Here is a 25,619-nt window from a genome sequence, read left to right as displayed (position 1 = left end):
TCCCCGCCCCGGCCTCGGCGGGCTCGGCCCCGCCCTTAGAATGATCATGAGCACGCCCCGTCGTGTTCGCAGACGTACCGTTCGCCCGACAGGGCATCTCTGGGGGAGACTTCCTTGAAGCTCAACATGCGGCGCCATGCCGTGACCGCTTCCGTCGCGGCCGCGTTCCTCGTCGGCGGCCTCGCCACCGCGACGCCCGCCTCCGCCGGTGGCAACTACAGCTGCGGCAACTGGAAGATGAAGGTCAACAACTGGTCCGCCACCTGCACCGTGAAGAGCGGCCAGGCCCGGGCCGTCACGGACTGCAGCAACGGCAAGACCATCTACGGCAAGTGGGTGGGCCGCGGCACGTGGGGGTTCGGCGGCAACTGCGGCCAGTACTTCATCGTCGCCCACACCACCCAGGGCCGCGGCTAGCAGCACCCTGCGGTGCTCAACCGCACCTGACGCGAGGGCCCGCCGAGTCGTCGGCGGGCCCTCGCGCTCGCTACGACAGTTGCGACTGCACCTGCGCCGAGATCAGCTCCAGGTGGTCCAGGTCGGACAGGTCCAGGCACTGGAGGTAGACGCGGCTCGCGCCGATCTCCGCGTACCGGCCGATCTTGTCGACGACCTCGGCCGGGGAACCCGCGAGCCCGTTGGCCTTCAACTCCTCCACCTCACGCCCGATGACGGCCGCGCGCCGGGCCACCTCGGCGTCGTCCTTGCCCACGCACGCCACCAGGGCGTTCGAGTACACCAGGTCGTCGGCCTTGCGACCGGCCTCCTCGGCGGCGGCCCGCACCCGGCCGAACTGCCGCTCGCTGTCCTCCACCGAGGCGAACGGGATGTTGAACTCGTCCGCGTACCGCGCGGCGAGGCGCGGCGTGCGCTTCGCGCCGTGACCGCCGATCAGGACCGGCACCTTGGCCTGCGCGGGCTTGGGCAGCGCGGGTGATTCGGTCAGCCGGTAGTGCGTGCCCTCGTACGAGAACGTGTCGCCCGGCGCCGTGTCCCACAGTCCGGTGACGATCGCGAGCTGCTCCTCGAGGCGCGCGAACTTCTCCTTCGGGAACGGGATGCCGTACGCCTTGTGCTCCTCCTCGAACCAGCCCGCGCCCAGACCCAGCTCGACCCGGCCGCCCGACATCTGGTCGACCTGCGCCACCTGGATGGCGAGCACGCCCGGCAGCCGGAACGTGCCCGCCGTCATCAGCGTGCCGAGCCGGATGCGCTTGGTCTCACGGGCGAGCCCGGCCAGCGTGATCCAGGCGTCCGTGGGCCCGGGCAGCCCGTCGACCGCGCCCATGCGCAGATAGTGGTCGGAACGGAAGAACGCGTCGAAGCCCAGGTCTTCGGTCGCCTTGGCGACGGCGAGCAGAGTGTCGTAGGTGGCCCCCTGCTGGGGCTCGGTGAAGATGCGAAGATCCATACCTCCATCCTGCACGGTCGAACGCCCGTCAACCTCCTCTGTCCCACCGGTCCACCGCCGCCCCGGTCGGGTGAAATCCGTCAACCCGGCGACCGGGGCGGGTCCGTCGCAGTGACCGCGCCGCACGGGTGATCGTTGGCTCGGCGGAGCCGGACCGCCCGGCACCCGCGCCGGCGGTCGCTGCCGACGCGTCCCCCGCATCAACCGCCTTGCCCGGCCGGGGCGCGCCCCCGGGACCGGCGGGGCGCGGGCCGAGGAGGCCGTCATGTCCCAGGAAGCCGTGCCCGAGCAGGCGCACGACCCGCTCGCGCCGGAGCAGCCCCGCGACGAGGTGGTGCCGGAGCAGGCTCGCGCGCAGGCACCGGCCGGGCAGCAGGGTGCGCCCAAGGGCCTGCTGCAGCAGATGGAGGAGCTCATGGCCGCGCTCAACGCGGATCTGACCCAACTGGACGCCGACCTCCAGCAGTCCACGACCACGCGGCCGCCTGCCGGTGAGGAGCAGGACCGCGTCTGACGGGCGCCGTCGCCGCACCGGACGCCCCGGCCGCCGCATCCCACCCGGCGGCCGGGCCATGCCCGCCCGGGGCCACCGCCGATCGCGCTCCGCGCTCGTCCTCAATCGCCGGACGGGCTATCGCTTGCCGACCCGAGCCCGCCCTCAGCAGGAGGGCGACTTCCCCTCCGGCACCCGGTCACCCCTCCCCCGGCCCCCTCGGCTTCCCCGGTCCAAGGCGCTCCCGCCAGACACCGCGTTGCGTTCGCGGGCCGCGAGTCTGCGGAGCATTTCGAGGACCCGGTCGCGGGACTCGTCGGCGGCGTCGATGGCTTCCATGCACTGCCAGTACACCCCCTCGTCCTCGGCTCCCATGGCCACCGTGACCAGGGCGATGCCCACTTCGCCCAGGAGGGCGCCGAGGCCCAGGAGGGTGTCGTGGGCGTCTCCTATGTCCGTCAGGCCCGCGGCCCGTATCTCCTGGGTCCCGGACTGCGGGGGATCCAGGACCGCGCAGCCTCTGCCGCTGAGCTCGCTCAGGCCCAGCGCCTCGCCCCGTAACTCCGGTGGGCCCGCGACCGCGAGGCGGCTGCCGATCGCCTGTGCCAGGGCCTGGGACTGCCACACCTCCACCACGATGGCCGCGGACTCCTGACTCCGCGCCAGAGCGCACCTGCTCGCCTCGATGAGCCGCATCGCATCCATGCGCTGTCCCCACTTCATCGCGCGCCCACTCACAGCACGTACATCCGAACTCCCTTATCCACTACCCACAGTGAGCGCCTTCAGGACGAAAAGCCAGAGGAAGCCTGAAATCTGTGGACAAAAAATCGACTGTGGACAATGCATCAACTCCGGAGAGTGACGATGAGGTGTCTTTGGGGGGCTTTCGGCATGTCCAACAGGCGGTGACGGCCGGGGACTCACGAGGCGGATGAGCCGCGCCCGCGCCGGAGAACGGGCCGCACCGCGCCGGGAGCCGCCCTCCGGCGCACGCGGGCGCTAGGGCGCCGGGAAGCGGTGCTCGTTCCGCTCGATCTTCGCCGCGAGCGCCTGCAGCGGGTCGATGCCGAGCACTTCGCAGAACTGGAGGAGATAGGCGAGGACGTCGGCGACCTCGTCCGTGACGCGGTGCGCCGAGTCCGGGTCGGCCATCACCCGCGCCGACTCCTCCGGCGTCAGCCATTGGAAGATCTCGACGAGTTCGGAGGCCTCCACGCTGAGCGCGGCGGCGAGGTTCTTGGGCGTGTGGTAGGGCTCCCAGTGCCGCGCGGCCGCGAACTCGGCCAGCCTGCGCTGCAGTCCCGCTACGTCTTGGTCTGTCACGCCCCAAGTCAACTACATCCCGGGCGTCCGCGATCTCGGCACCCGCGCGCGACGGGCAGCCGGTGCGCCCTCGGCTCCCGCGCCCCCGCTACCGCTCCCGGCCCGCCCCAGGTCCACCACCGTCACCCCGTCCGCCGTCGCGGCCCACGTCGCGTCGGCCACGGCCCCGATCAGGCGCAGGTGCCCGCGTCCGCACATGCGTACCGCGAGGTCCGCGAGGGCCCGCTTCTGGCGCTGGTCCAGGCAGCGGTCGAAGCCGTCGGCGAGGACGGTGAGGCTCTGGTAGGCCTCCGGGACCTCCGCCACCGGGTCGACCTCCAGGACGCGCGGCCCGGTGAGCAGCACCAGGGCGAGGGCGAGATAGCGCAGTTCGCCGTCGCCGAGCCGTCCGACGCAGGTGCGGACGCCGTCGCCGCGGTCGAGCAGCGCCCGCAGCGCGCCGTCGCGGGTCTCCTCGGCGAGGACGTCGGCGACCGGTCCCGCGCAGCCGGAGCGCAGCGCCGCCACGAGCTGGGCGTGCCGGTTGCCGCACTCGGAGCGGGTCCGCCACAGGACCTCCGCGAGGTTGTCGCAGCCGCCGAGCAGCCGGCCGGCGCCGACGAGTCCGGGCGGCACCGGCTCCCGCATGCGGCCGGGCCGCGGATCGCAGGTGAACACCGAGCGCAGCGCCACGACGACCTGCTCGGCCGCGGCGAGCACCAGGCGCTGGCCATCGGTCTTGCCCGCGACGCGCAGCGGAAGGAGGGCCGTGCCGAGCCGGTCGTCGGGCAGCGGCGCGCGGGTCACGGGCGCGGCGCCCGCCGTGTGCCAGGCGGCCTGGACGGCGCGGCGGCCGGGGTCGCGCAGCGCGGTCTCCAGGAGGGTGAGCCCGTCGCGCGTCAACCGCTCGCCCGCGATGCGCAGTTCCGGCTCGGCCTGGACGGCGACGTCGAGCCGGACGGGTCCGGCGGGGCCGTCGACCGTACAGCCGATGCGGAAGCCGCGGCGGGCCTGGCCGTCGGCACGTGCGCGCTCGGGGACGCAGCGGGTGGGCTCGGGGAAGACATCGACGAGTTCGACTCCGGCACCGAGCAGCGCGAGCGCCTCGTACGCCCGCAGCGCGCTCGTCTTGCCGCTGCCGCTCGGGCCCGCGAAGAGCGTGAGCGGGCCGAGCGGGAACGCGGCGCCGCGGTGGCCCGCGAAGGCGGAGAGCCGCAGTTCGGTGACGCGTGGCTTGGCCCGGGCCGACGGATCCTGCGCGAGCGCCCGGCGCGAGTGCACAGTCATGAACGGAAGCTACGGGCCGGTGGACAAGCCGAACCGTTTTGCCCAAGCGACCTTCGCACGATCGAGGGATCGGCGGCCGAAGTCCCACGTGGGAGGGCGAGTTGGGCTAGATCACCACCGGCCCCGGCCCTCGTGCTCCCCGTCTTCCAGCCACATAGCGGCCACACAGCGGCCACACAGGCAGCCAGACAGCGGCCCCGCACCGGCCGCGCACCGGTCTATATGCCGGTCGCCGCCTCCACCAGGCCCTGCACCTCGGTGTCGGCCGGGGACAGCAGGAAGACGTTCTTCTCCACGCGGTGCATCCCGCAGCCGAGTCCGAAGACCACGCCGCTGCTGAAGTCGAGGACCCGCTTGGCGACTTCGGTCTCCGCGCCGGACAGGTCGAGCAGGACCGGCGTCTGCGCCATGAGGTGCTCGGCGACCTCACGGGCGTCCGCGAAGATGTTCACACGTGTCACGATGAAACGTCGGCGCGCTTCCGTCTCGGCGTCGGGCAGCGCGCGGTGCCCCGGCCACGACGGCCATTCGTTGCGGCCGCGCAGCGGTACGACCTGGGCGAGCCCTTCCCACTGTTCGTCGGTGGCTTCGTGGCTGGTCACAGAGCAACCCCGTCCTGACTCGTCCTCAACGTCTGCACCAGGCAATTCTTGCGCAAGTCACCCGTTCGGCCCAACTGCGACACGTCCGGGATGGCACGTCTCACACCCCCCGGGAACCCACTGGCGGCGGCGCGCGACTACCTGGCCGGTGCCGGGCGTCCGCTGCCCGCGCCGCCGGATCAGCCACGGGAGCGTCGATGGCAGACGAGCGTTCGTCCCTTTCGGGTACGTCGCCGAGTTCGCGTACGTCAAGCAGTGCACGTACGCCGGGAGCGTCCGGGGTGTGGCGGCCGCCACCCGTGCTCCTGGGGTTCCTCCTCCTGCTCGTCGTCGTCTTCGCCGTCGCGTATCAAGTCGGCTCGTCCATGGGGCCGGTGGCGCCGGGGATGCGGTCCTCGACGCCGGACGGCGGGCACGGCGACGACAAGGACGGCGGCTCGGGCGGGGGCCACGGGGGCGGACACGGGGGCCACGGCCAGTGACCCCCGAAGCCACCGTCACCACCGACCTGATCGTCGGCGGGATGACCTGTGCCGCCTGTGTGAACCGCGTCGAGAAGAAACTCGGCAAGCTGGCGGGCGTCAGCGCGACCGTCAACCTCGCCACCGGCCGGGCCCGGGTGCGCCACCCCGTCGGCACGGGCACGGACGAGCTCGTCGCCGTCGTCGTGCGCGCCGGGTACACGGCCGAGCCGCCCCCGCCGCCCGCACCGCCCACGCCGTCGGCGGCGGAACCGGCGGCGGGCGACGACGAGGCGCGGGCCGAGCGGCAGCGGCTGCTGGTCACCGCGCTGCTCTCACTGCCCGTGCTCGTCCTGTCGATGGTGCCCGCCTGGCAGTTCCGCAACTGGCAGTGGCTGTGCTTCATGCTGACGGCGCCGGTCGCGGTGTGGGGCGCGTGGCCCTTCCACCTGCGGGCGGTACGCGGCCTGCGGCACGGCGCCGCGACCATGGACACGCTGGTGTCGCTGGGTGTCGCGGCCTCCTTCTCCTGGTCGGCGTACGCGCTGTTCCTCGGCGGGGCGGGCGAGCCGGGGATGCGGATGCCGTTCGAGGTGCTGCCGTCGGCGGGCGGTGGCGCGCACGTGTATCTGGAGGCTGCGGTCGGCGTGCCCCTTTCGGTGCTCGCGGGGCGCTTCCTGGAGGCGCGGGCGCGGCACGGCACCGGGGCGGCGCTGCGGTCGCTTGCCTCGCTCGCCGTCAAGGACGTCGCGGTACGGGACCCGGGGGGTGGTGAACGGCTCGTGCCCGCCGGGGAGTTGCTGGTGGGGCAGGAGTTCGTCGTCCGGCCCGGGGATCGGGTGGCAACCGACGGTGTGGTGGTGTCCGGGCACTCCGCGCTCGATCTGTCCCTCGTGACCGGTGAGAGCGAGCCGGTGGAGGTCGGCCCCGGGCAGGACGTCGTCGGGGCCGCCGTCAACGAGAGTGGGCTGCTCGTCGTGCGGGCCACCGCCGTGGGCTCCGACACCCAACTCGCCCGCATCACGAAGATGGTGACGGAGGCCCAGGCCGGGAAGGCCCGCGCCCAGCGCCTCGCGGACGCCGCGGCGGGCGTCTTCGTCCCCGTCGTCCTGACGCTCGCCGTGACCGTCCTCGGGTTCTGGCTCGGCGCCGGGGCCGACCCGCAGGCCGCCGTCACCGCGTCCGTGGCCGTCCTCGTCGTCGCCTGCCCCTGCGCCCTGGGCCTCGCCACGCCCACCGCGCTCCTCGCCGCGACCGGACGCGGCGCCCAACTCGGCGTCCTCGTCAGCGGACCGCGCGCCCTGGAGACGCTCCGCAACGTCGACACGGTCGTCCTCGACAAGACCGGCACGCTGACGACGGGACACATGACCGTCACCCAGGTCACCGCCGCGCCGGACGGCCTGGGCCGGGACACGGCCCTGCGGCTCGCCGGGGCGGTGGAGCGGGGCTCGGAGCATCCGCTGGGTCGCGCGATCACCGCGTACGCCCGACAGGAGCTGCCGGACCGGGAGTTGCCCGAGGTCACGGAGTTCCGGGCGCGGCCCGGGTGGGGTGTGCGGGGTGTGGTGGAGGGGCGGCTGGTGGAGGTGTGCTCGCCGGGGGCGGAGGGGGTGCCCGGGGGCTCTGCCCGTGCGTTCCCCGAGGGGATCGCTCGCGCACGCGCCGAGGGTTCCGGCCTCGCACTTCCCGAGGGCCTCGCCCGCGCGCACGCCGAGGACCCCGCACCTGACCTCGCGGAGGGTACTGGTCTCCCCGAAGACGCCTCTCAAGACGGCTCCGACCAAGCCCTCCCCGAGGGCCTCGCCCGCGCCATCGCCGACGCCGAGGCCGCCGCGCGGACCGTCGTCCTGGTGCGGGTGGACGGTGCCGTCGAGGCCGTCGTGGCCGTGGGGGACGTGCTGCGGGCCGGGAGTTACCGCGCGGTGGACCGGCTGCGGCGGCTCGGCGTGGAGCCGGTCCTCGCCACCGGGGACCGGGCCGCGACCGCACACGCCGTGGCCGCCGAGCTGGGGATCGACGAGGTGCACGCGCGCTGCACGCCCGAGGACAAGGCGGAGCTGGTCGGGCGCCTTCGGGCGGCGGGGCGCCGCGTCGCGGTGCTCGGCGACGGCGTGAACGACGCGGCTGCGCTCGCCCGCGCCGACCTCGGCATCGCCATGGGCTGCGGCAGCGACGCCGCGATCGGCGCGGCCGACGTGACGCTGGCCTCGGGGGACATCGGCACGGCGGCCGTCGCGGTGCGCCTCGCCCGGCGCACCCTGGCCACCATCCGCGCCAACCTGGTCTGGGCGTTCGGCTACAACGCCCTCGCCGTACCGCTCGCCGCCGTCGGCCGTCTCGGCCCGATGACGGCGGCCCTCGCCATGTCGGCCAGCTCCCTGCTCGTGGTCGCGAACAGCCTGCGGCTGCGTACGTGGGAGCCGGTGCCGCGGAGTGCGGCGCGGGAGCAGGCGGGGCGAGGCCCTTCAGGTCGGGAGCGGGCAGGGCGGGGTCCCTCAGGTCGGGAGCCCTCAGGTCGGGAGCGGGCTCGGGGAGCGCGGGCCGCGCGAGGAAGGAGCCTGCGGTGAAGGCACGTCCGAATGCCCGGGAGCGGGTCGCCGAAGGTCCTGGGGGCGCCGAAGGCCCCGGTGGCGTCGGCGGTTCCGGTGCCGTCGGCGGTTCCGGTGCCACCAGTGGTCCCGGCGCCACCGGTGATACGTACGCACGGCTGCGGTCCGCCCTCCCCGGCGTCCTCGCCCCCGTCCTCGCCTGCGCGCTCGCCCTGTGCGGGCTCTCGTTGTGGGTCGCCGCCGGGGCCGCGGGCAGCCCCGCGCGCGTGACGGTCGACGACGGGCGGGTGTTCCTGCCGTACGGCAGTACCGAGGAGACCGCGGCGTTCTTCCGGATCACCAACACCGGGGAGTCCGGGGACGTGTTGCTGTCCGTCCGTTCGCCCGAGGCCGACGACGTCATGCTCAGCCGGACCGTGGAGCGGCCCGGGAACGTGGAGTCGATGCGGATGGTCGACTCCGCGGCCGTGCCCGCGCGGTCCGTGGTGCGGATGACGCCCGAGGGCCTGGACGTGATGCTGCGGCCCACCAGGACGCTGCGGGTCGGCGACAAGGTGCCCTTCGTCCTGCGCTTCAGGCACAGCGGGGAGGTGACGGTACGGGCCGTGGTGGTCAGGCCCGGCAGCTGAGCCGCGGATCCGCCGCCCGCCCACGGGAACTTCCCGCCCCGCCCGTCCGACTACTGCCCCGGGACAGCGGCCGGGACAGGCCGGAAGAGGCCGGAGCAGGCCTGAAGAGGCCTGAACAGGCCCACGACCAGGGCCGGGAGAGGGGCATGGGCGACCGATGGGTGGTCTGGACATACGCATGCGGGGTGTGACCTGCGGCCATGGGCGCGTGGTCGCCGTCGACGACGTGCACCTGGAGGTCGCCGCCGGGGAACGCGTGGCGCTCACCGGGACGAACGGATCCGGCAAGTCCACGCTGCTGCGGGCCGTCCTCGGCCTGCACCGGCAGACTGCGGGGACCATCCTCGTCGGCGGCCGCGACACCGCGTCCGCGGCGGATCGGACGTGGCGGCGGCGGGCTTGCGCCTGGGTGCCGCAGAAGCCCGCGGCCGGCCGGTTCCCGCTGCTCGCGGGGGAGTTGCTGGATTCCGGCGGCGCGCCCGAGCAGGCCGCGGAGGCGGCCGGGGAGTTGGGCGTCGGCGCTTTGCGGCGGCAGCCTCTGGACACGTTGTCCGGGGGGCAGTTGCAGCGGATGTACCTGGCCCGTGCCATCGGGTGCGTCGCCGCCGGGGCCGGGGTGCTGCTCGCCGACGAGCCCACCGCCGCGCTCGACTTCGCGGGCCAGGAGGAGGCTGCCGCCGCGCTCACCGCGCTGCCGGTCACGCTTGTGGTCGTCACCCATGACCGGGCGCTCGCCGAGCGCTGTGATCGCGTGCTCGACATGGCGGCGGGGCGGCTGCGGGAGGTGGAGGGGTGAGGCCTTGCCGGGGGCTCCCCGATCCCGCCCCTTCCCGAAACCGGGGCGCCGCCCCTGGACCCCGGGGTGGGTGTCCCGTTGCCGTGGCACGGTGCGCCCCCGATCGGCCTTCGGCCTCGTCCTCAAACGCCGGACGGGCTGAGGCGGGACGGGGTGGGGTGGGGGTCCCGGGCGGGTGGGACGAGCCGCCGCTGATCGCTGCTCCGCGGCACGTCCTCAAACGCCGGACAGGCTGGGGGGTCGGCGCCGGCCCGAAGCTCGTGCTCGAAAGTCGCACCGGCTGGGGTCTTGGGCCAGACCGGGTGGAGGTTGCCGCCGGTTCGCGGTTCGTCATGGGCTTCAGGGGGCGTCTGCTCGGGGAACCCGAGGTGTTGCGATGACTGTTCTCGCCACGGCCGACGTGGGGCTGATGCTCGAACTCGTGCCTGTGCAGCGGGCCGGGTTCGCGTTGTTGCTCGCCGCCGTCGGGCTGCCGATCGTCGGGGTCGTGATCGTGGGGCTCGACATCATGCCGGTGCGGTTCGCGATGATGCACGTCGCGTTGCTCGGGATTGCCGTGGGGCTGCTCACGGGGCTCGATCCGATGCTGTGCGCCCTGGTGGCGTGCGCGCTCGCGGGGGCGGGGGTCGCGCCGCTGGCCAGGACACCGGCCGGGCTCTCCGGGGCCATGGGGCTCCTGATGAGCATGGCCATCGCGGCGGCGCTGCTCGTCCTCTCCGTGTCCGGGGTCAACGCCTCCGGCGCGTTCGCGCTGCTGTGGGGGTCGATCCTGTCCGTCGGCAGCGCCGACCTCGTCGTGGTCGGGGTGCTCGCCGTCGTGGTCCCCGCGCTGTTCTGGTGGCGCCGACGCGACCTCGCGCTGCTCCTCTACGACCGTGAACTCGCGCAGTGCTCGGGCGTACCCGTCGGCCCGCTCACCGTCGTCCTGCTCGTCCTCGTCGCCGTCGCCGTGGCCGGGGCGATCAAGCTGACCGGGGCGCTGCTCGTGGACGCGCTCACCCTGCTTCCCGCGCTCGCCGCACGCCGCCTCGGCAAGCGGCTCACCACCATCGCGCTGTGGGCCGTGGTCATCGGCCTCGCCGTCAACGTCACGGGCTTCCTCATCGCCCTCTGGCTGGACTGGCCGCCAGGGCCCGTCCTCGTCCTGACCGCGGGGGCCGTCGTCCTCGCCGTCCACCTCATCCCCGAACGGAGCATCACCTCATGGCGCGCACCGGCGTCCGCATCCCCCACTTCCGCAAGCCCGCCCTCCTCGCACTGAGCGCCGTCCTCGCCGGCACGGCCGCTGGCTGCGGCGACGACTCGTCCGACGGAGGCTCGGACAGCAAGAAGGACGGGCCCGTCGTGGTCGCCACCACCACGTGGGAGGGCGCCTTCGCCAAGGCCGCGGGCGCCAAGAACGTCACGGTCCTGATCCCGCCGTCCACGCAGCACGCCCCGGACTACGACCCGAAGCCGTCCGACCTCGCCGCCGTGGCGAAGGCCGACTTCGTCCTGTACGCGCCCTTCGAGCCGTACGCCGGGAAGATCAAGGACGCGGCGGGCTCCGACGCCGAGCTGGTCAAGGTGAACCTCGACAACGACGCCGCCAAGGTGCGCGGCGAGGTCACCCGGCTCGGCGGGCTCTTCGGCACCAAGGCCGCGGCGGCCGGCTGGACCAAGACCTTCGACCGCGAGTACGCCGCGCTCGCCAAGGACCTCAAGGCGTCCTGGCCCGGCGGCACCAGCCCGGCCGTCGTCAGCCAGGTGTTCACCACGTGGTCGGCGCGGATGGCGGGCGCGCGGACCGTCGGCACGTACGGGCCGGAAGCGGTGACCGCCGGACAGCTCGCCCGGCTCTCCGCGAAGAAGCCCGCGTTCGTCCTCGACAACGCGCACATGTCCACCGGGAAGGTCCTCCCCGACTCCGGCGCCGCACAGGTGAAGATCGTCAACTACCCGGGCAAGGACCTGGATCTGCTGCCGGTGTACCGGGACGCTGCGGCGGAGCTGAAGAAAGCCATGAAGGCGATGAAGGCGAAGGGCTGAAGGATGGGCTGATGGGGCGCCGGGGCCGGGCGCGTTGAGTCGGGGGGTGGTGCCGGGGATGTTCTCCCCGGCACCACCCCCCGCCCCTTTCGCCGCCCGGCCTCAGGCCCGCGCGGCCCGCTCCCGCAGCGCCGCCCGGTCCGGCTTGCCCGCCGGGGTGAGCGGCAACTCCTCGACGAGCAGCAGCCGTTCGGGGTGCTTGACGCGGTCGATGCCGCGGCCGGTCAGGTGCAGGACCAGGTCGTCGAGGGTCGGCGCGGGCCCGGCCGCGCGGGACGCCGGGACCACGCAGGCCGCGAGCCGCTCCCCCATCACCGGGTCGGGAACGCCGACGCACACCACGTCGCGTACCAGCGGATGCGCGCTCAGCTCCCGCTCGACCTCCGCGGGGCTGATGTTGGCGCCGCCGCGGATCACCACGTCCTTGAGGCGGCCGACGACGTGCAGGACGCCGTCCGCGTCGAGGAGCCCGAGGTCTCCGGTGCGGACCCAGCCGTCGGGGGTGCGGTAGCGGGCGTCGAGTTCGGGGGCGCCGACGTAGCACAGGGGCGTCATCGGGCCGCGCGCGACGATCTCGCCGACGGCGCCTTCCGGCAGGGGCTCGTGGGTGGTGGGATCGGCGACGCGGATGTCGGCGACGCGGGGGTCGGGGCGGCCCGCGACGATGCCGTACCGGTCCCCGTTCGCGTTCCCGGGGACGGCCCCGGGGCCGTCCCCGGCTCCGGCTCCGGCTCCGGCGGAGCCATCCCCCGGCCCGCCGCCCCACGTCCCCAGCCCCGTATGGCAGTTGACGCCGTCCGCCGAGCCGTAGAGGTTCACGACGGGACAGCCGAAGGCGTGCCGGGCCTCGGCGGCCGTGGTGGCGTCGAGGGGGGAGCCGCCGAGCACGAGGGCTGTGGGCGCGGGGAGCTTCCCGGCGCCTTCCTGGTCCTGTTCGCGCTCCTGCTCCAGGCGGTCGAGGATCATGCGGGCCATCGTCGGGACGCCCAGGACGTGGGTGGGTTCGTGCTCCCGTACGGCGGCGATGGCGGCCTCGGGCGTGAAGTGGTCGAGCAGGACGAGGGTGCCGCCGTGCCGGGCGAGGGCGACGGACGTGCCGTTGGAGCCGAACGCGGAGGCCAGCGGTACGAGGAAGAGGCAGCGCGGGGGCTCGGCCGGGTCCGGCATCAGCGAGGCGAAGAAGTTGCCGCGGCCCCCGGCGAGGGCGTTGTGGGAGTACGCGACCATCTTCGGCTCGGCCTCGGAGCCGGACGACACCAGGATGCGGGCGGGGCCGTCCGGGTCGGGGCGGGCGGCCACGAACGCGGCGGGGTCGGCGCGCAGCAACTGGGCGAAGGGGACTGCGCCTTCGGGGAGGGCACCGGGACCGACGGCTATGACGTGCCGCAGGGACGTGGGGGCGGCGGCGAGGAGGGCCGCCGCCGGGTGGGCGCCGCGGTGCTCCGCGGCGGCGATGACGGCCACCGCGTCGGCGCGCCGCAGCAGGCTCGTGGCCTCGGCGGCGCCGCGGCCCACGGGGAAGGGCAGGGCGACGGCGCCGATGGCCGCGAGGGCGAGGTCGGCGATGACCGCCGCGCGGGCGTTGGGGAGTTGTACGCCGACGACGTCTCCGGCCGCGACGCCGAGCTCTCTGAGCCCGACGGCCAGACATCGGACCTTGCGGTCCAGGGCGGTGTAACAGAGCTTGCCCTTGGCGTCGATGACGGCCGTGCGGTGCAGATCGCTGATCTGCCGGGCCCGGAACAGGCTGTACAGGTCGAGGTCGGGGCAGGTGCCGTCGACCGCCCAGGCGCGGCGGAGGGAGGCGGGCAGGAGGTCGTTCAGGGGGCGGGGCATGAGGGCTCCTGGGAGGGAGAGGGAGGGAGGCGTTCGGGGCGTCGCGCGCGGGCCGGTGTGGGGGCCGGTGCGCGGGCCCGTGTGGGGACCGGTGTGCGGGCCGGTGTCGGGGCCGGTGTGCGGGCCGGTGTGGGGACCGGTGCACGGGCCGGTGTACGGGCCGTTGCGTGGGCCGTTGCGGCGGCCGCGGGTCGCGGCGGGCGTCAGGAGAAGGCCCACGGGTCCGGGACGACGGGCGCCCCGTGCGTGTCGCGCCCGATCGAGTCCGTGAAGCGCGCGTCGGTGTGCAGGGCGACGAGGTCGGTGGTGACGGGCGTCGCGGTCAGGCCGTGGGAGCGCAGGAGGTCCAGGGCGTCGGGCGTGGGCAGGGCGCTCAGGTCGTACGCCGCCGCGGCCGCCGCGCAGGTGTCGGTCGGGGCGAGCCAGCCGTCCGCCGTGCGCAGGGGGCGGCGGAAACCGGCGGGCGGGCGGGGGTCGGCGCCGTGGGCCGCGCGGCGCAGGGCGGGGGCGGTGAGGGTGTCGGCGGCGCCGAGGAGGGAGGAGTCGACGCGTACGCCGCGCCCGCCGTTGCGCTCGCGCAGGAGCAGCCCGGCGAGAACGGCCTCCGCGCCGAGGAGGCCGCCGAGCACGTCGAGGAGGGTCATCAGGGAGGGCGCGGGCGGCTCGTCGGCCGGACGGACCGCCGCGCCGACGGCCGTGCGGGCCTGGACCATGAAGTCGGTGCCCATGGGGGCGTCGTCGAGCCGGTCGCCCCAGCCGCTCGTGTACGCGTACACGAGGCCCGGGTTGACGGCGGTGAGGTCGACGGCGTCCAGGCCGAGCTGGGCGGCCTTGCCGGGGGCCCAGTTGTGCAGGAACACATCGGCGTCGGCGACGAGTTCGCGCAGACGGCGGCGCCCGGAGGGGGACTTGATGTCGGCCTCGACGGCGCGCTTGCCCCGGTTCAGGGCCAGCCAGCGGGCCGAGACGCCGCCGCAGGCGGGCGGCATGCCGCGCAGGGGGTCGCCGCCCGGGGGCTCGATGCGGACGATGTCGGCGCCGAGGAGGCGGAGCAGGTGGGCGGCCAGCGGGGCCTGGATGCGGCGACCCGCCTCCAGGACGGTGATCCCGGCCAACGGGAGCTCCGGGGTGGGGAGTCGGCGGTCCTTCCGCCCGGGCGCGGCGGCGGCCGGGCCGAGCCGTGCCAGGGACCAGGGCGCGGCGCCGTCGTGCTCGGCCGCCCGCTCCTCGAGGGTGCGCAGGGCGCAGACCTCGGCGCCCGAGGTGACCGCGGCCTGCCTTATGCGTGCCCACGCGTGGGCGCGGGCCGTGGCGTGCAGGGCCTCCGGGATGGGCGCGCAGGCGGTGGCGTACCGGAACTGGAAGGGCCGCCAGCCGGCACGTATCGCCTCGCCCGGCGCGTCCAGGGCCCGCCAGAACGCGGCCCAGGCGCCGGGGTCGAGGGTCTCCAGCTCGAAGCGGGTGCCGTCGGCGGAGGTGAACGGGGGCCCGCCCGGGGCGAGTCGCGCCGCCTCGTCCTCGTCGGCGCCGGTGGCCGCGAGGTACTGCGACACCGCGAGCAGCCCCGCACGCGCCGCACTGGTCGTGACCCGCCCCGCCGCGTGGGCGTCGCCGCCCCGGGCCTGGGCGATGAGCTGGGCCAGCATCCCCTGCACGGCGAGGACGCCCGCGGCGGTGGCGGCGTAGTCGGCGCCGAGCCCGCGAGGGCCGTCGTCCCGGCGCCCGTGCACGGACATGATGCCGGTGGCGGCTTGGACGGTGGCTTCGTCGGGGGTGGGGGGTGCTTCGCGGAGGTGCGGGGTGGGGGTGTCCGGGGCGGTCGCCGACCCGGCGGGGCCGACGGCGGTCGCGTCTTCGGCGGAGGTGTGCTGCGTCGTGCCTTCGGCGGAGGTGTCCTCCGGGGAAGCGTCGGGCCCGGCGGGCGCCGTCGCCGCGGGCAGCACGTCGTCCGATGCCGGGGGCGGCACGTCCCGCGCGGGCGAAGTCGCTGTGTCCCGTGCCGGGGTGGCCGTCTCAGCTTCGGACGGGGTGCACGCGTCGCCGCCGCGCCGCGCGCTCACCGCGTCGCGCGACGCCGTCGTCCGGGCCTCCGCCCAGTGCACCTCCGCCGTCACCGGCCCGAACCCGTCGCCGGTAAGGACGACACGGGCGTGGGTGTGGGGCTCGGCGCCGGGCTCCGGGGCTCCGGGGGTGGCCTCGGCTCCGGTGGCCCCGGTCCCGTTGGCTCCGGCAGGCGCCGCGGTCCCGGTGGCCTCCGCCCGCCCGGCCGTACCGGCTATCTCGGCGCCGAGCAGGCGCAGATGCTCGGCGACGACCCGCGTCAGCTCCTGCGGCCCTGCGACGTCGCAGCGCAGCGACTCCAGGGGCAGGGCGGCGGTCCGCACTGTGGTGAGGGGTGGTGACGTCATGTCAGTCGTATCTCCTCTCCCGGTGCGGGGGCAGCCCCCGCCGGGGTCGTTCCGAACGCGGGAACCCGAGGCCGTCGGCACCCGACCAGTTCCTTGGAAGACAGTCGGGCGCCCGGGCCCGCGGGTTCCCGGTGAACCAGAGGAAGCGGTGGGAGCGGTGGCAGCGGAGGACGTGGTGGGTGTGGTGGACGAGAGGGCTGAGGTGACTGGGATGGCTGGGGTGGATGAGGTGGACGTGTCGGGCGAGCGGGGCGGGGGCGCGGCCGGGGTGGGGGCGGTGGCCCCGGCCGACGACGGCACCGCGCCCTCACCCGGCTCACCCGACTCATCCAGCTCATCCGGCTCACTCGACTCATCCGGCTCACCCAGCTCACCCGACTCATCCGACTTGGCCGCCTTGCCCGAGCGCGTCGCCACCTTCGTACGCGAACACGTCATGCCGTACGAGGACACCCTGGACGCGGGCGGACCACCGGCCGACGCCGTGCTGCGGACCCTGCGGGAGCGGGCCCGGCGGGCCGGTCTCTGGGCGCTGCCGCTGCCAGCCGAACTGGGCGGGCAGGGGCTCGGCCTCGCCCAGTACGCGACGTTCGCCGAGGCGGAGGGCGCCAGCGATCACGGACCCGCCGCGCTCGGCTCCGCGCCGCTCCTCGATGTGACGATGCTGCGCCGCCACGGCAGCGCGCGGGTCCGCGAGGCGTATCTCACGCGGCTCGTCTCGGGCGAGCTGCGCACCTGTTACGCGATGACCGAGCCCGACGTGCCGGGCACCGACCCCTTCCTCACCGGTACCCGCGCCGACCTCCGGCCGGACGGGAGTTGGCGCCTGACCGGCCGCAAGTGGTTCACCTCCGGGGCTGCGGGGGCGGACCTCGTCACCGTCCTGGCCCGCACGGACGGCGCGTCGCCGGACCGCGACGGCCTGTCGCTGTTCCTCGTGCCCACGGCGTCGCCCGGCTTCCGGGTCGTACGGGAACTGCCCGTGCTCGGGGCGGGCGGACAGTGGGAGATCGAGTTCGACGGCGTACGGGTGCCGGGTGACCACCTCGTCGGGGTGCGCGGCGCCGCTCTCGCCGTCGCCGGGGAGCGGCTCCAACTCGGCCGCACGCTGCGCTGTCTGCGCTGGCTCGGGCAGGCTCAGCGGGCGTTCGACCTGATGGCCGCGCGGGCGGTCGCCCGTACGGGGTCCCGTGGGGCGCTCTCCTCCCACCAACTCGTCCAGCGCCATGTCTTCGAGTCGCTCCTCGCGCTGCGTACGGCGCGGCCGCTGGTGCACGAGGCGGTGGCCCGGCTCGTCGCCGGGGAGGACGCGCACGTCGAGGTGGGTCTCGCCAAGGTCGCGGCGGCGCGGACGCTTCAACAGGTCGTGGACGCGGCGGTGCAGGTGCACGGCGCGGCGGGGCTCGGGCCCGACACCGCGCTGCCCGCGCTCCTGCGCACGGGGCGCGCGGCGCGGATCCTCGACGGGCCGGACGAGTTGCACATCACTTCGGTGGCTCGGCGGGTGCTGGGTGGGTACGTGTAGGGGGTTTGGGCTGGGGGCGCTCTGGCCGAGGGGCGCTGCCCGGGGGCCCTGAGGACGGCGAGCACTGGCCGGGAGCCCGCCGAGGACAGCGCGGCCTTCGGCCTGCGCCTCACGCTTCGCGTGGGTCCACCAGGCCCGTCAGCGCGGCGAGGCCGAGGGCCAGGAAGAAGTCACCCCAGATCAGCTCGTGTTGGACGGCGGTGCCGGTGGTGGCGTCGTGGCAGCCGTGGAGGAGCATGCCGGGCGGGCGGACGGGCGGCGTGGTGAGGGCCGTGGGGATGGTGAGGGCAGAGAGGGCTTTTCCGGTGCCGGGATTGGTGCCGGTCTCGGTTCCGGGTCCGGGTCCGGTTCCGGAGTTGGTGCCGCCGGTTCCGGTGTTGGTGCCGGTCCCAGTACCGGTATTGGCGCCGGTGTCCGTCGCGCTGCCGGTGCCGCTCAGGTGCGCGGTGACCAGGCGGTGCAGGATGGCCTCCGCTCGGCGGGCGCAGACCTCCTCGCCGGGCAGGGTCGCGAGTTTGAGGAGAGCGACGGCGGTGATCGCGGCGGCGGAGGTGTCGGACGGGCCGTCGGGGTGGGATTCGTCGGCGGGTGGGATGAGGGGGGTTGCCGGGGGCGGTGCTTGAGTGGGTGAGGTGGAGGGGGTTGTGGCTGGAGGTGGGGGTGGGGTGGGGAGAGGTGCGTCCGCGGGTGGGGTCGGGCGGGGTGCGTCCGCGGGTGGGGTGGGGAGAGGTGCGTCCGCGGGTGGGGTCGGGCGGGGCACGTCCGCAGGTGAGGTCGGCTGGGGCGCATCCGCAGGTGAGGTCGGACGGGGCGCGTCCACGCGTGAGGCCGGGCGGGGCACGGCTGCGCGTGAGGCCGGACGGGGCGCGTCCACGCGTGAGGCCGGGCGGGGCACGGCTGCGCGTGAGGTCGGACAGGGCACGTCCGCGCGTGAGGCCGGGCGGGGCACGGCTGCGCGTGAGGTGGGGAGAGGTGCGGCTGCGCGTGAGGTGAGGCGGGGTGTGTCCCCGAGTGGGGTGGGGTGCGGTGCGTCCGCGAGCGGGGCGGGGAGAGGCTCGTCCCCGAGCGCAGCGAGGTGACCCGTGGGCCCGAGTGGAGTGGAGCGAGCCGCGGCCCGGGGTGAGGCGGGCCGAACCGTGCCCCCGGGTGAGGCCGGCCGAACCGTGCCCTCAGGTGAAGTGGGCCGAGCCGTACCCCCGGGTGAGGCGGGCCGAGCCGTACCCCCAGGTGAAGTGGGCCGAACCGCACCCCCGGATGAAGCGGGCCGAGCCGTCTCCGCGACCGTGGCGGGGCAAGCCGCAGCCCCGGCCGGCCCAGGCCCCGGTGCCCCCAACCACCTGGCCGTCGCGCGCAGGTGGTCCGGGTTCGCCACGGCTCCGCCGGGCCGCGTCAGCGCGTCCGCGACGGCGAGCAGGAGCCAGGCCCGGCCTCGGCTCCAGCCGGGGGCCGGTTCGGTGAGGGGGTGCCAGCCGGTGGTGGGGTCGTGGCGCCAGGCGGGGGCGAGCTTCCCGCCGTCGCCCACGCACAGCTCCAGGTGCCGACGCAGGTGCGAGGCCGCCGCCTCCCTCCCCCGCGGCCCCGCCGAGGCGAGGAGCGGGACCAGCCCCGGTGCGCCGTCCGCGCGGGCGAGCAGGCGTGGGCCGCCGAAGGCAGAACCCCAGGGGACCAGGCCGAGTTCGGGGTCGAAGGCGGTGAGGCAGGCGCGGGCGGCGCGGGCGCGGAGGGCGGTTGCGGCCTCCGAGCCGGTGGCCGAGGCGGTGCCGTACCAGAGGATCAGGCCGCGCGTCGCGGTGTCGGCGTCGGCCCAGTCGGCGAGGCGCGCCGTGCAGGCCTCGGCGGCGGTCCGGTCGGCCGGGGCGCCCGTGTACCGCGCCCGCAGCCAGAGCAGTCCGGCCCAGAAGCCGCCCGTCCAGGAGCCGCGCCGGGTCGTCGTCCAGGTACCGGTGTCGGGGTCGGCGGACAGCGGGAAGCGGGGGCCGACCTCGGCGAGGGTCACGGCGACCCGGCCGAGGACGGCGTCGAGGGCGCCCTCGGCCCACCCGTCCGTCATGCCGCCCGGTCCTTCACGCATCCCGATCCCCCGTCACCCGGATCCCGCCCCGCTCGTCCCGCACTACGACCATTTCCTTCGCACCTTGTCCCACCACCGGACACCCGCCGACCCGCCCCTCAAGCGCCCCGCCCCTCCCCCACACCAACCCCACGGCCCCGTTCCCGTACCGCCCACGTCAGTGCCACCGCGCCCGCCGCCGCGAACTCCGTCGTCACCAGGGCCCAGCCCCATCCGTAGTGGTCGGCGGAGGCCAGGAGGCCGAAGAGGGGCGGGCCGAGGGCGAAGCCCGCGAAGAAGCCCGCCGAGACCAGGGCGGAGTCCTGACCCGCCCGGCCCGGTGCGGCGCGTTGCATGACCAGGACCATCGACACCGCGTTGGCCGACACCGCGAACACGCCCACCGCCACCGCGCCCGGCCACACCAGTACGCCCAGCGCGGCCGCCCCGGCCAGGAGCAGCGCCGCGCCGACCGCGCCCGCCGCGAGGAGGCCCGGCAGCCACTCCGCACGGCCGGGTGTCGCCGCCTTGGACCAGGCCACGCGGCCCACGACTCCGGACACGCCGAGCACCGCCACCAGCGCCCCGGCCGCGCCAGGGCCCAGGTCGAGGCGGTGCGCCCCGTACAGCGCCAGGTACGTGTTGACGGAGGCGATGCCGCAGCCGAGGAGGAGCGAGAAGCCCGCCAGCCAGGCGATGGTGCCGCGCGGCACGAGGGAGGCCGGTGGCGCGCCGGTCCGGGCGGGCGCGTCCGGCGGCAACGTACGCAGCGCCCACACCGCAGTCACCACCGCCGCGCCCGCCGCCGTCCACACCGCGCCCCGCCAGCCGAGCCATCCGGCCAGCGCCGCGAGCGGCAGGCCCGCCGCGAAGGCGCCCAGTTGGACGCCCGACTGCTTCATGCCGGTCACCGCGCCCCGGCGCGCCGGTTCGACCGACGCGAGGATCGCCTTGTTCGTCGCCGGGTTGGCGAGCGCCTGGGGCAGCCCGCCGAGGGCCACCGCCGCCAGCAGGAAACCCGCCCCGGGCGCCGCGCCGATCAGGGCGAGCGCCACCGCCGACAGCAGGAGCAGCGCCGCCAGCGCGCGGCGCGGTCCCACCCGGTCCACGATCCGGCCGCCCGCTGGCGACAGCACGGCCGCCGTGCCGAAGCCGATCGTCGTGGTCAGGCCGAGCACCGTGGGCGAGATGTCCAACTCGTCCACCAGGCGCGGGCCGAGCGCTCCGAGCAGGAAGAGCTGGAGCATGGAGAACGCCATGGCGCAGGTGAGGAGGGCGGTGGGGAGCGGGCGGGCGGGCGGCGGGGAAGGGGAAGGGGGGCGCTGCGACTGCCCGGCGTCGGTGGCCTTCGGCTCTGGCTGCGGACCGGTCCCGTCCGGCTCCGGTCCCAGTTCCGGCTCCAGTTCCGGCTCCAGCTCCAGGTGTGGATGCGGCTCGGCGGGCCCCTGCTGCGGGATCTGCGACTTGGTGCCGCAGAGCTCCGGCTCGGCGCCGTCCGGCCCCGGTTCCAGGTGCGGGCGCGGACCTCGACGGGGCGCGGTGTCCTCCGGCCGTGGACGCGCCTCCGGCTGAAGCTGCGACTCGGCGCCGTCCGGCTGCGGCTGCGGCCCAGCGGGCTCCGGCCGCAGCGGGAGCCCCGGCGCCACGGACCCCGACGCCGCAGACCCCGCCCCCGGCCCGGGTTCAAGCCGCGGCTCCGGCCCGCCCCCCACCGGCCCCGGCCCGCGTTCCTGCGCACCGCCCGCCTGCTCCGTCCCCACTCAGCCGCCCCCAGGAAGTCTCGTACAGCCGGACAAATCCACCGTGTTCACACCGCACCGCGCCGCGCGCTCCCGCGTCGCGGCCCAACACGCCGCCGCAGGAGTCGGATCCGTCACCTCCCGGGTTCCCGGGTGCCTTCGTGACCCCGACCACACCCCAGCCGCACCCCGGCCACACCCCAGGCGCCGCCCGGCCTCGCCGTGCGTCCGGCGGAACATTCCGGACCCGCCCGCTGCCGCCGTGAGGCGGATGCAAGGATGAGGCCGCCATGACTGGGGGCCGAAGCTGTCGCGCGGTACGGGCTGCGGTGTTCGCGGCCGCCTGTGTGCTGCTCGCAGCCACGGGCCACGCCCTGATGTCGTCGGCGCCGTTGCCCTGGTGGGCGCTTCCCGGCGCGGGCGGTGCCACGTTCGCGGGGGCCTGGCTCCTCGCCGGGCGGGAGCGCGGTGTCCTCGCCGTCACCTCCGCGTCCGTCGTGGCGCAGGCCGCGCTGCACACCTGGTTCTCGCTGGCGCAGGCCATGGCCCAGTCGTCGGCGGGCGGCGGCGCGTCGATCGCCCAGCAGTGGGCGCGTCATCTGCTGTGCGGGACGGGCGGTACGGGGATGCTGCCGGAGGCGGACGCGGTACGCGCCGTCACCGACGCGGGCCTCGCCGACCGGCTGCACGGTCCGCCGCCGGGGCACACCCGGCACTCCATGGGCATGCAGGAGACCGTCGACGCGGGGACCGCGGGGACTTCCGGCGCGGGCGGCACCCATGCCTCCATGGGGCACGGCATGTCCGGTGCATCTGGTACGTCCGGTATGCACGACACGTCGGGTGCCATCGCGGAACCGGATCCCAGCATCGGGGACATGACGGGCATGCCAGACATGCCTGGGATGTCGTCGGGGATGTCGGGGATGCATTCCGGGCATGACATGGGGGGCATGTCGCCGTTCGGCATGCTCGCCGCCCACCTCCTGGCCGCACTCCTGTGCGGCCTGTGGCTCGCGTACGGCGAGCGCGCCGCGTTCCGCGTCGGCCGCGCCGTCGCGGGCTGGCTCGTCGCCCCGCTGCGGCTCGCCCTACGACTGCCGCGACCCCCGCACCGGCCGCGGCTGCGCCCGCGCCGCGACTTCGGCGCACGGCGCGCACGGCGCCTGCTTCTCGTCCACGCCATCACGTCCAGGGGTCCGCCCCTCGGGATCGCTGTCGTCTGACAGCTGGTTTCCCCCCGACCCACCCCGGCACGCACGGCGTTCGCACGGCATCCGCTCGGCACGGTACGGCTTCACCTCGCACACCCCCGGCTCGGCGCCCCCACGGCTCCGCGCCCGTGCCGCCGTACCCCCGCCGTCGGACCGTGTCCCGCCCGTGCGCGTCCCGCCACGTCACGCCGCACCGCGGCACGTCGCGGCACGCACACCCCGGGCAGGTCGGGCACCGACCCGCGCCGCCCTGATGCCGCCGGGTCGTACGACACCTCACCGGCCCCGCCCCGTGCGCGGCCGGATCCCGAACTCCCGGACTCCTAAAGGACTTCAGGCGATGACTCCTACCCTGACGGCACCCCCTGCCCAGAACCCGGCACCAGCGGCACCGGAATCCTCGGGCGCCCCCGCGGACTCCCCCTGTCCCGGCCCAGCCGTCCCAGCCGTCCCCACCCGAACCCGCACGCGCCGCACCGACGCCGCCGACGAACCCGTCACGCGGCTCGCCCTCGCCGCGCGGGACGGTGACCCCGAGGCCGTCGAGCGTTTCGTGCGCGCCCTGCACCGGGACGTCCTGCGCTACGTCGCGCACCTCAGCGCCGACCCGCAGGCCGCCGACGACCTCGCGCAGGACACGTTCCTGCGGGCGCTCGGCAGCCTGCACCGGTTCGAGGGGCGCTCCTCGGCGCGCACCTGGCTGCTCTCGATCGCGCGGCGCACCGTCGTCGACAGCCTGCGGCACGCGGCCGCGCGGCCCCGGCTCTCGGACCGCGACGACTGGCAGGCCGCGGCCGAGCAGGCGCAGCCGCGCGGGCTTCCCGGGTTCGACGACGGCATCGCGCTCGCCGAACTCCTCGACGGCATACCGGCCGAGCGGCGCGAGGCGTTCGTCCTCACCCAGCTCCTCCAGCAGCCGTACGCGGAGGCGGCCGCCGCCATCGGCTGCCCCGTCGGCACGGTCCGCTCCCGGGTGGCCCGGGCACGGGCCACCCTCATCGAGGCCCTCGCCGCGGCCTGACGGAAAAGCCGCACCGCGGAGGAACCGCGGCGCCGGAGAACCGCATCACTGAAGGGGGTCGCTGCCGCACTCGCGGCGGCGGCCCCCTCCGTCGCCCGCGGCCCGACAGGAACGGTCGCGGCGCGGCAGGAACTGTGAAATGAATATGACGGAGTTCACTGCCGCACCGGTTCCCGCCCGTGTCACCATGCGCGGAGCCCCGGCAGCCGACTTCCGGGCGAACTCCAGGTGTTCTTCGGCGGCGTACCCGAGTACGTAACGAAGAACAGCCGAAGCGCGGTCCGTTATGAATGCGTCAAGGATTTCCCGACGGCCGCTCATACGGAATTCACGATTCGCCGAAGAGGTAGTGCGAGCGGGTCGCGGGTGTCAAGTTCGGCCCGTCGGGGCCCCTTGGCACGGGCCCGGTGGGCCCGTACGGGAGGGCCGCCAGCGCAGTCCGTCCCGTTGACAGGACAGCCGAGAGCGCAGCGGCGGCAGCGGTACGCGGACCTGTCGTCAACTACCCCCGTAGTCTCCAGTTTCCGGTTCACCGTTTCCCGGCCGGAGGGTATGTTCGAGCTCGGCCAGAAAGCCGGAAATCCAGGAGCGGGCGCGGCAGCAGCCCTCCTTTCCCGAGGGGGAATGCAGAAGGATCCCCGGGGCCGATCCAGGCTTGTGCACAGTGAATTCGAGGTGAAGGGGGGATATGGCCGTGTCCGCGACCGCGCGATCGCGTCATCTCTCGCCTTCCGGCTCCACCGGTTCTTTTGGTTCTCTCGGTACCGGCCGCACGCCGGGACGGCACACCGCCGCCCTCGTGCCGTGTCACCCGCGACCGCCCGGCCCACCGGCCGTCCGCGGCGGGGGACCGCAAAACCGTTGAGTACGCGTCACCGCCCCGCCCCGCGGCGGGCCTGTGTGCGTCCGGGGTCGGCGTGCGGAGCGTCCTCCAGGCGGCCGTGACACCACGACACCGTGACACCGCGAAAAACGGAGCGCCGAATTCCGGCTGCCTGACAGCCGCCGACCAGGGGGAGGAAAGACACCCATGACGCAGTGCCCCTATCACCAGCTGGGCCCGCTGCCGGACTTCTTCGAGCCGGGGGATCCCGGCACGGACGACGTGACGCAGATGATCACGCCGACCGGCGACAAGATGTGGCTCGTGCGCGACTACGCGCTCAGCCGTCTCGTCCTCGCGGACAAGCGGTTCAGCAGGACCGCCGCCGTGGCGCCGGGCGCTCCGACGTTCAACGACGCGCAGCCCGTGGCCGAGTCGATGATGAGCATGGACGGCGCCGAGCACGCCCGGCTGCGCAAGACCGTCATCGGCGCCTTCACCGCCCGGAAGATGGCCGCCATGGCCCCGGGCATCACCGAGGTGACCGACCGCTACCTGGACGCCCTGGAAGAGGCGGGCCCCGGCGCCGACCTGATGGAGGGCCTCGCCAACCCGCTGCCGCTCGACGTGCTGTGCCAGCTGCTCGGCATCCCGCTGACGGACAGCGCGCAGTTCCGCGACTGGGTCGAGGTGCTCTTCGACATCTCGGCCAGCTCCCCGCAGGAGAAGGGCCGCAAGCGCCTCGAACTCAGCGGCTACATGGCCGACCTGCTCGCCACCAAGCGCCGCGCCCCCGAGGACGACCTGCTCTCCTCGCTGATCCAGGCGCAGGACCGGGGCGAGCTGACCCAGGGCGAGCTGATCACCCTCGGCCTGACCCTGCTGATGGCGGGCTACGAGACGACGGTCGGCCAGATCGCCCTCTCCGCGAACGTGCTGCTCTCCGACCCGGCCGGCTACCGCGACCTGGTCGAGCACCCCGAGCGCGTGGACGCGGCGGTCGAGGAGCTGATGCGCCTCACCCCCACCACCCCGCTGAGCTTCTCGCGCGTGGCGACGGAGCCCGTGCAGCTCGGCAGCGTCCAGGTGCAGGCGGGCGACGCCCTGATGGTCTCGCTCCTGAACGGCAACCGCGACGCCAAGGTCTACCCCGAGCCCGACCTCCTGGAGCCGGAGGGCCGCGACTCGGTCCACCTCACCTTCGGCCACGGCCTGCACCGCTGCCTCGGCGCCCCGCTCGGCCGGATCCAGCTGCAGATCGTCTTCCGCCGACTGGTCGAACGGTTCCCCGGACTGCGCTTCGCCGACGTCCCCGAGCCGGTGGTCTGGAAGGACGGCATGGGCACCCGCGGCCTCTCCCGGCTGCTCGTCGCCTGGTAGTCCGCCCCGTCGCCCCCGTTCGCACCTCCGTTCATCCCGTTCACCCCGTCCGCCAAGGC

Annotated in this window: 21 protein-coding genes; 12 read left to right on the top strand and 9 right to left on the bottom strand. The window is 75.0% G+C overall.

The window, feature by feature from the left end; genetic code table 11:
* Positions 1-114 precede the first annotated feature (114 nt).
* Positions 115-417 carry a hypothetical protein gene (locus tag ACFVHO_RS01775; protein WP_385708706.1) on the top strand — a complete coding sequence of 101 codons (303 nt, stop codon included), beginning with the start codon at positions 115-117 and terminating at the stop codon, positions 415-417.
* 70 nt (positions 418-487) lie between these two features.
* Here ACFVHO_RS01775 and ACFVHO_RS01770 read toward each other — a convergent pair whose 3' ends face one another.
* Positions 488-1,411 carry an LLM class F420-dependent oxidoreductase gene (locus tag ACFVHO_RS01770; RefSeq protein WP_385708703.1) on the bottom strand — a complete coding sequence of 308 codons (924 nt, stop codon included), beginning with the start codon at positions 1,409-1,411 and terminating at the stop codon, positions 488-490.
* A gap of 265 nt (positions 1,412-1,676) precedes the next feature.
* Here ACFVHO_RS01770 and ACFVHO_RS01765 point away from each other — a divergent pair, with 265 nt between their 5' ends.
* Positions 1,677-1,925: a hypothetical protein gene (locus ACFVHO_RS01765; protein ID WP_385708700.1), complete on the top strand. Its 249-nt coding sequence runs from the start codon at positions 1,677-1,679 to the stop codon at positions 1,923-1,925.
* Between the two features lie 144 nt (positions 1,926-2,069).
* Here the strand turns inward: ACFVHO_RS01765 and ACFVHO_RS01760 are convergent, their stop codons facing one another.
* The 4 genes from ACFVHO_RS01760 to ACFVHO_RS01745 all read right to left on the bottom strand — a co-directional run bounded on the left by ACFVHO_RS01760 (position 2,070) and on the right by ACFVHO_RS01745 (position 5,098).
* Positions 2,070-2,609: a DUF6099 family protein gene (locus ACFVHO_RS01760; protein ID WP_385708697.1), complete on the bottom strand. Its 540-nt coding sequence runs from the start codon at positions 2,607-2,609 to the stop codon at positions 2,070-2,072.
* A gap of 297 nt (positions 2,610-2,906) precedes the next feature.
* Positions 2,907-3,230 carry a nucleotide pyrophosphohydrolase gene (locus ACFVHO_RS01755; RefSeq protein ID WP_030357267.1) on the bottom strand — a complete coding sequence of 108 codons (324 nt, stop codon included), beginning with the start codon at positions 3,228-3,230 and terminating at the stop codon, positions 2,907-2,909.
* 12 nt (positions 3,231-3,242) lie between these two features.
* Positions 3,243-4,496 (bottom strand): ATP-binding protein, encoded by a 1,254-nt coding sequence (locus ACFVHO_RS01750; RefSeq protein ID WP_385708693.1) that lies wholly within the window; start codon positions 4,494-4,496, stop codon positions 3,243-3,245.
* A 218-nt stretch (positions 4,497-4,714) separates the two neighbouring features.
* The gene (locus ACFVHO_RS01745) at positions 4,715-5,098 is read right to left on the bottom strand and encodes a cell division protein SepF (RefSeq protein ID WP_030357269.1); all 384 of its coding nucleotides are present in this window, start codon (positions 5,096-5,098) and stop codon (positions 4,715-4,717) included.
* A 197-nt stretch (positions 5,099-5,295) separates the two neighbouring features.
* Between ACFVHO_RS01745 and ACFVHO_RS01740 the strand changes: the two genes are divergently transcribed.
* The 6 genes from ACFVHO_RS01740 to ACFVHO_RS01715 all read left to right on the top strand — a co-directional run bounded on the left by ACFVHO_RS01740 (position 5,296) and on the right by ACFVHO_RS01715 (position 11,564).
* Positions 5,296-5,580, top strand: a complete 285-nt coding sequence (locus tag ACFVHO_RS01740) for a hypothetical protein (RefSeq protein WP_385708690.1) — start codon at positions 5,296-5,298, stop codon at positions 5,578-5,580.
* Positions 5,577-8,129, top strand: a complete 2,553-nt coding sequence (locus tag ACFVHO_RS01735; protein WP_385708687.1) for a heavy metal translocating P-type ATPase — start codon at positions 5,577-5,579, stop codon at positions 8,127-8,129. The genes ACFVHO_RS01740 and ACFVHO_RS01735 overlap by 4 nt, the downstream gene beginning before the upstream one ends.
* Positions 8,126-8,740 (top strand): copper chaperone PCu(A)C, encoded by a 615-nt coding sequence (locus tag ACFVHO_RS01730; RefSeq protein WP_385708684.1) that lies wholly within the window; start codon positions 8,126-8,128, stop codon positions 8,738-8,740. The genes ACFVHO_RS01735 and ACFVHO_RS01730 overlap by 4 nt, the downstream gene beginning before the upstream one ends.
* 157 nt (positions 8,741-8,897) lie before the next feature.
* Positions 8,898-9,536 (top strand): ATP-binding cassette domain-containing protein, encoded by a 639-nt coding sequence (locus tag ACFVHO_RS01725; protein ID WP_385708682.1) that lies wholly within the window; start codon positions 8,898-8,900, stop codon positions 9,534-9,536.
* Between the two features lie 376 nt (positions 9,537-9,912).
* Positions 9,913-10,797 carry a metal ABC transporter permease gene (locus ACFVHO_RS01720; RefSeq protein ID WP_385708679.1) on the top strand — a complete coding sequence of 295 codons (885 nt, stop codon included), beginning with the start codon at positions 9,913-9,915 and terminating at the stop codon, positions 10,795-10,797.
* Positions 10,740-11,564: a metal ABC transporter solute-binding protein, Zn/Mn family gene (locus tag ACFVHO_RS01715; RefSeq protein WP_385708676.1), complete on the top strand. Its 825-nt coding sequence runs from the start codon at positions 10,740-10,742 to the stop codon at positions 11,562-11,564. The genes ACFVHO_RS01720 and ACFVHO_RS01715 overlap by 58 nt, the downstream gene beginning before the upstream one ends.
* A 102-nt stretch (positions 11,565-11,666) precedes the next feature.
* Here the strand turns inward: ACFVHO_RS01715 and ACFVHO_RS01710 are convergent, their stop codons facing one another.
* The gene (locus ACFVHO_RS01710) at positions 11,667-13,400 is read right to left on the bottom strand and encodes a class I adenylate-forming enzyme family protein (protein ID WP_385708673.1); all 1,734 of its coding nucleotides are present in this window, start codon (positions 13,398-13,400) and stop codon (positions 11,667-11,669) included.
* 203 nt (positions 13,401-13,603) lie between these two features.
* On the bottom strand, positions 13,604-15,808 hold the full coding sequence (locus tag ACFVHO_RS01705; protein WP_385708671.1) for a CoA transferase: 2,205 nt from the start codon (positions 15,806-15,808) through the stop codon (positions 13,604-13,606).
* 211 nt (positions 15,809-16,019) lie between these two features.
* Here ACFVHO_RS01705 and ACFVHO_RS01700 point away from each other — a divergent pair, with 211 nt between their 5' ends.
* A complete protein-coding gene (locus ACFVHO_RS01700) occupies positions 16,020-17,333 on the top strand; it encodes an acyl-CoA dehydrogenase family protein (RefSeq protein ID WP_385708668.1) in 1,314 nt (437 codons plus the stop codon).
* A 109-nt stretch (positions 17,334-17,442) separates the two neighbouring features.
* Here ACFVHO_RS01700 and ACFVHO_RS01695 read toward each other — a convergent pair whose 3' ends face one another.
* Together ACFVHO_RS01695 and ACFVHO_RS01690 are read right to left on the bottom strand one after the other, a co-directional pair.
* The gene (locus ACFVHO_RS01695; protein WP_385708666.1) at positions 17,443-19,383 is read right to left on the bottom strand and encodes a hypothetical protein; all 1,941 of its coding nucleotides are present in this window, start codon (positions 19,381-19,383) and stop codon (positions 17,443-17,445) included.
* 119 nt (positions 19,384-19,502) lie between these two features.
* Positions 19,503-21,029 carry an MFS transporter gene (locus ACFVHO_RS01690; protein ID WP_385708663.1) on the bottom strand — a complete coding sequence of 509 codons (1,527 nt, stop codon included), beginning with the start codon at positions 21,027-21,029 and terminating at the stop codon, positions 19,503-19,505.
* A gap of 383 nt (positions 21,030-21,412) precedes the next feature.
* Here ACFVHO_RS01690 and ACFVHO_RS01685 point away from each other — a divergent pair, with 383 nt between their 5' ends.
* The 3 genes from ACFVHO_RS01685 to ACFVHO_RS01675 all read left to right on the top strand — a co-directional run bounded on the left by ACFVHO_RS01685 (position 21,413) and on the right by ACFVHO_RS01675 (position 25,560).
* Positions 21,413-22,348: a hypothetical protein gene (locus tag ACFVHO_RS01685; RefSeq protein ID WP_385708661.1), complete on the top strand. Its 936-nt coding sequence runs from the start codon at positions 21,413-21,415 to the stop codon at positions 22,346-22,348.
* Between the two features lie 328 nt (positions 22,349-22,676).
* Positions 22,677-23,357, top strand: coding sequence for a sigma-70 family RNA polymerase sigma factor (locus tag ACFVHO_RS01680; RefSeq protein ID WP_385708658.1), 681 nt, complete (start codon positions 22,677-22,679; stop codon positions 23,355-23,357).
* A gap of 1,030 nt (positions 23,358-24,387) precedes the next feature.
* Entirely contained in the window at positions 24,388-25,560 is a 1,173-nt protein-coding gene (locus ACFVHO_RS01675; protein WP_385708656.1) for a cytochrome P450, read from the top strand.
* Positions 25,561-25,619 lie beyond the last annotated feature (59 nt).

This window comes from Streptomyces sp. NPDC127108 (genome assembly GCF_042677545.1).
Classification (GTDB): Bacteria; Actinomycetota; Actinomycetes; order Streptomycetales; family Streptomycetaceae; genus Streptomyces.
This window is presented reverse-complemented; position numbering and strand designations above follow the sequence as displayed.

Coding starts and splice junctions, on each gene's coding strand:
- ACFVHO_RS01750 (WP_385708693.1), bottom strand. CDS start 4,496: ATGACTGTGCACTCGCGCCGGGCGCTCGCGCAGGATCCGTCGGCCCGG.
- ACFVHO_RS01695 (WP_385708666.1), bottom strand. CDS start 19,383: ATGACGGACGGGTGGGCCGAGGGCGCCCTCGACGCCGTCCTCGGCCGG.
- ACFVHO_RS01765 (WP_385708700.1), top strand. CDS start 1,677: ATGTCCCAGGAAGCCGTGCCCGAGCAGGCGCACGACCCGCTCGCGCCG.
- ACFVHO_RS01740 (WP_385708690.1), top strand. CDS start 5,296: ATGGCAGACGAGCGTTCGTCCCTTTCGGGTACGTCGCCGAGTTCGCGT.
- ACFVHO_RS01725 (WP_385708682.1), top strand. CDS start 8,898: ATGGGTGGTCTGGACATACGCATGCGGGGTGTGACCTGCGGCCATGGG.
- ACFVHO_RS01680 (WP_385708658.1), top strand. CDS start 22,677: ATGACTCCTACCCTGACGGCACCCCCTGCCCAGAACCCGGCACCAGCG.
- ACFVHO_RS01770 (WP_385708703.1), bottom strand. CDS start 1,411: ATGGATCTTCGCATCTTCACCGAGCCCCAGCAGGGGGCCACCTACGAC.
- ACFVHO_RS01685 (WP_385708661.1), top strand. CDS start 21,413: ATGACTGGGGGCCGAAGCTGTCGCGCGGTACGGGCTGCGGTGTTCGCG.
- ACFVHO_RS01675 (WP_385708656.1), top strand. CDS start 24,388: ATGACGCAGTGCCCCTATCACCAGCTGGGCCCGCTGCCGGACTTCTTC.
- ACFVHO_RS01705 (WP_385708671.1), bottom strand. CDS start 15,808: ATGACGTCACCACCCCTCACCACAGTGCGGACCGCCGCCCTGCCCCTG.
- ACFVHO_RS01720 (WP_385708679.1), top strand. CDS start 9,913: ATGACTGTTCTCGCCACGGCCGACGTGGGGCTGATGCTCGAACTCGTG.
- ACFVHO_RS01715 (WP_385708676.1), top strand. CDS start 10,740: ATGGCGCGCACCGGCGTCCGCATCCCCCACTTCCGCAAGCCCGCCCTC.
- ACFVHO_RS01760 (WP_385708697.1), bottom strand. CDS start 2,609: ATGGATGCGATGCGGCTCATCGAGGCGAGCAGGTGCGCTCTGGCGCGG.
- ACFVHO_RS01700 (WP_385708668.1), top strand. CDS start 16,020: ATGGCTGGGGTGGATGAGGTGGACGTGTCGGGCGAGCGGGGCGGGGGC.
- ACFVHO_RS01710 (WP_385708673.1), bottom strand. CDS start 13,400: ATGCCCCGCCCCCTGAACGACCTCCTGCCCGCCTCCCTCCGCCGCGCC.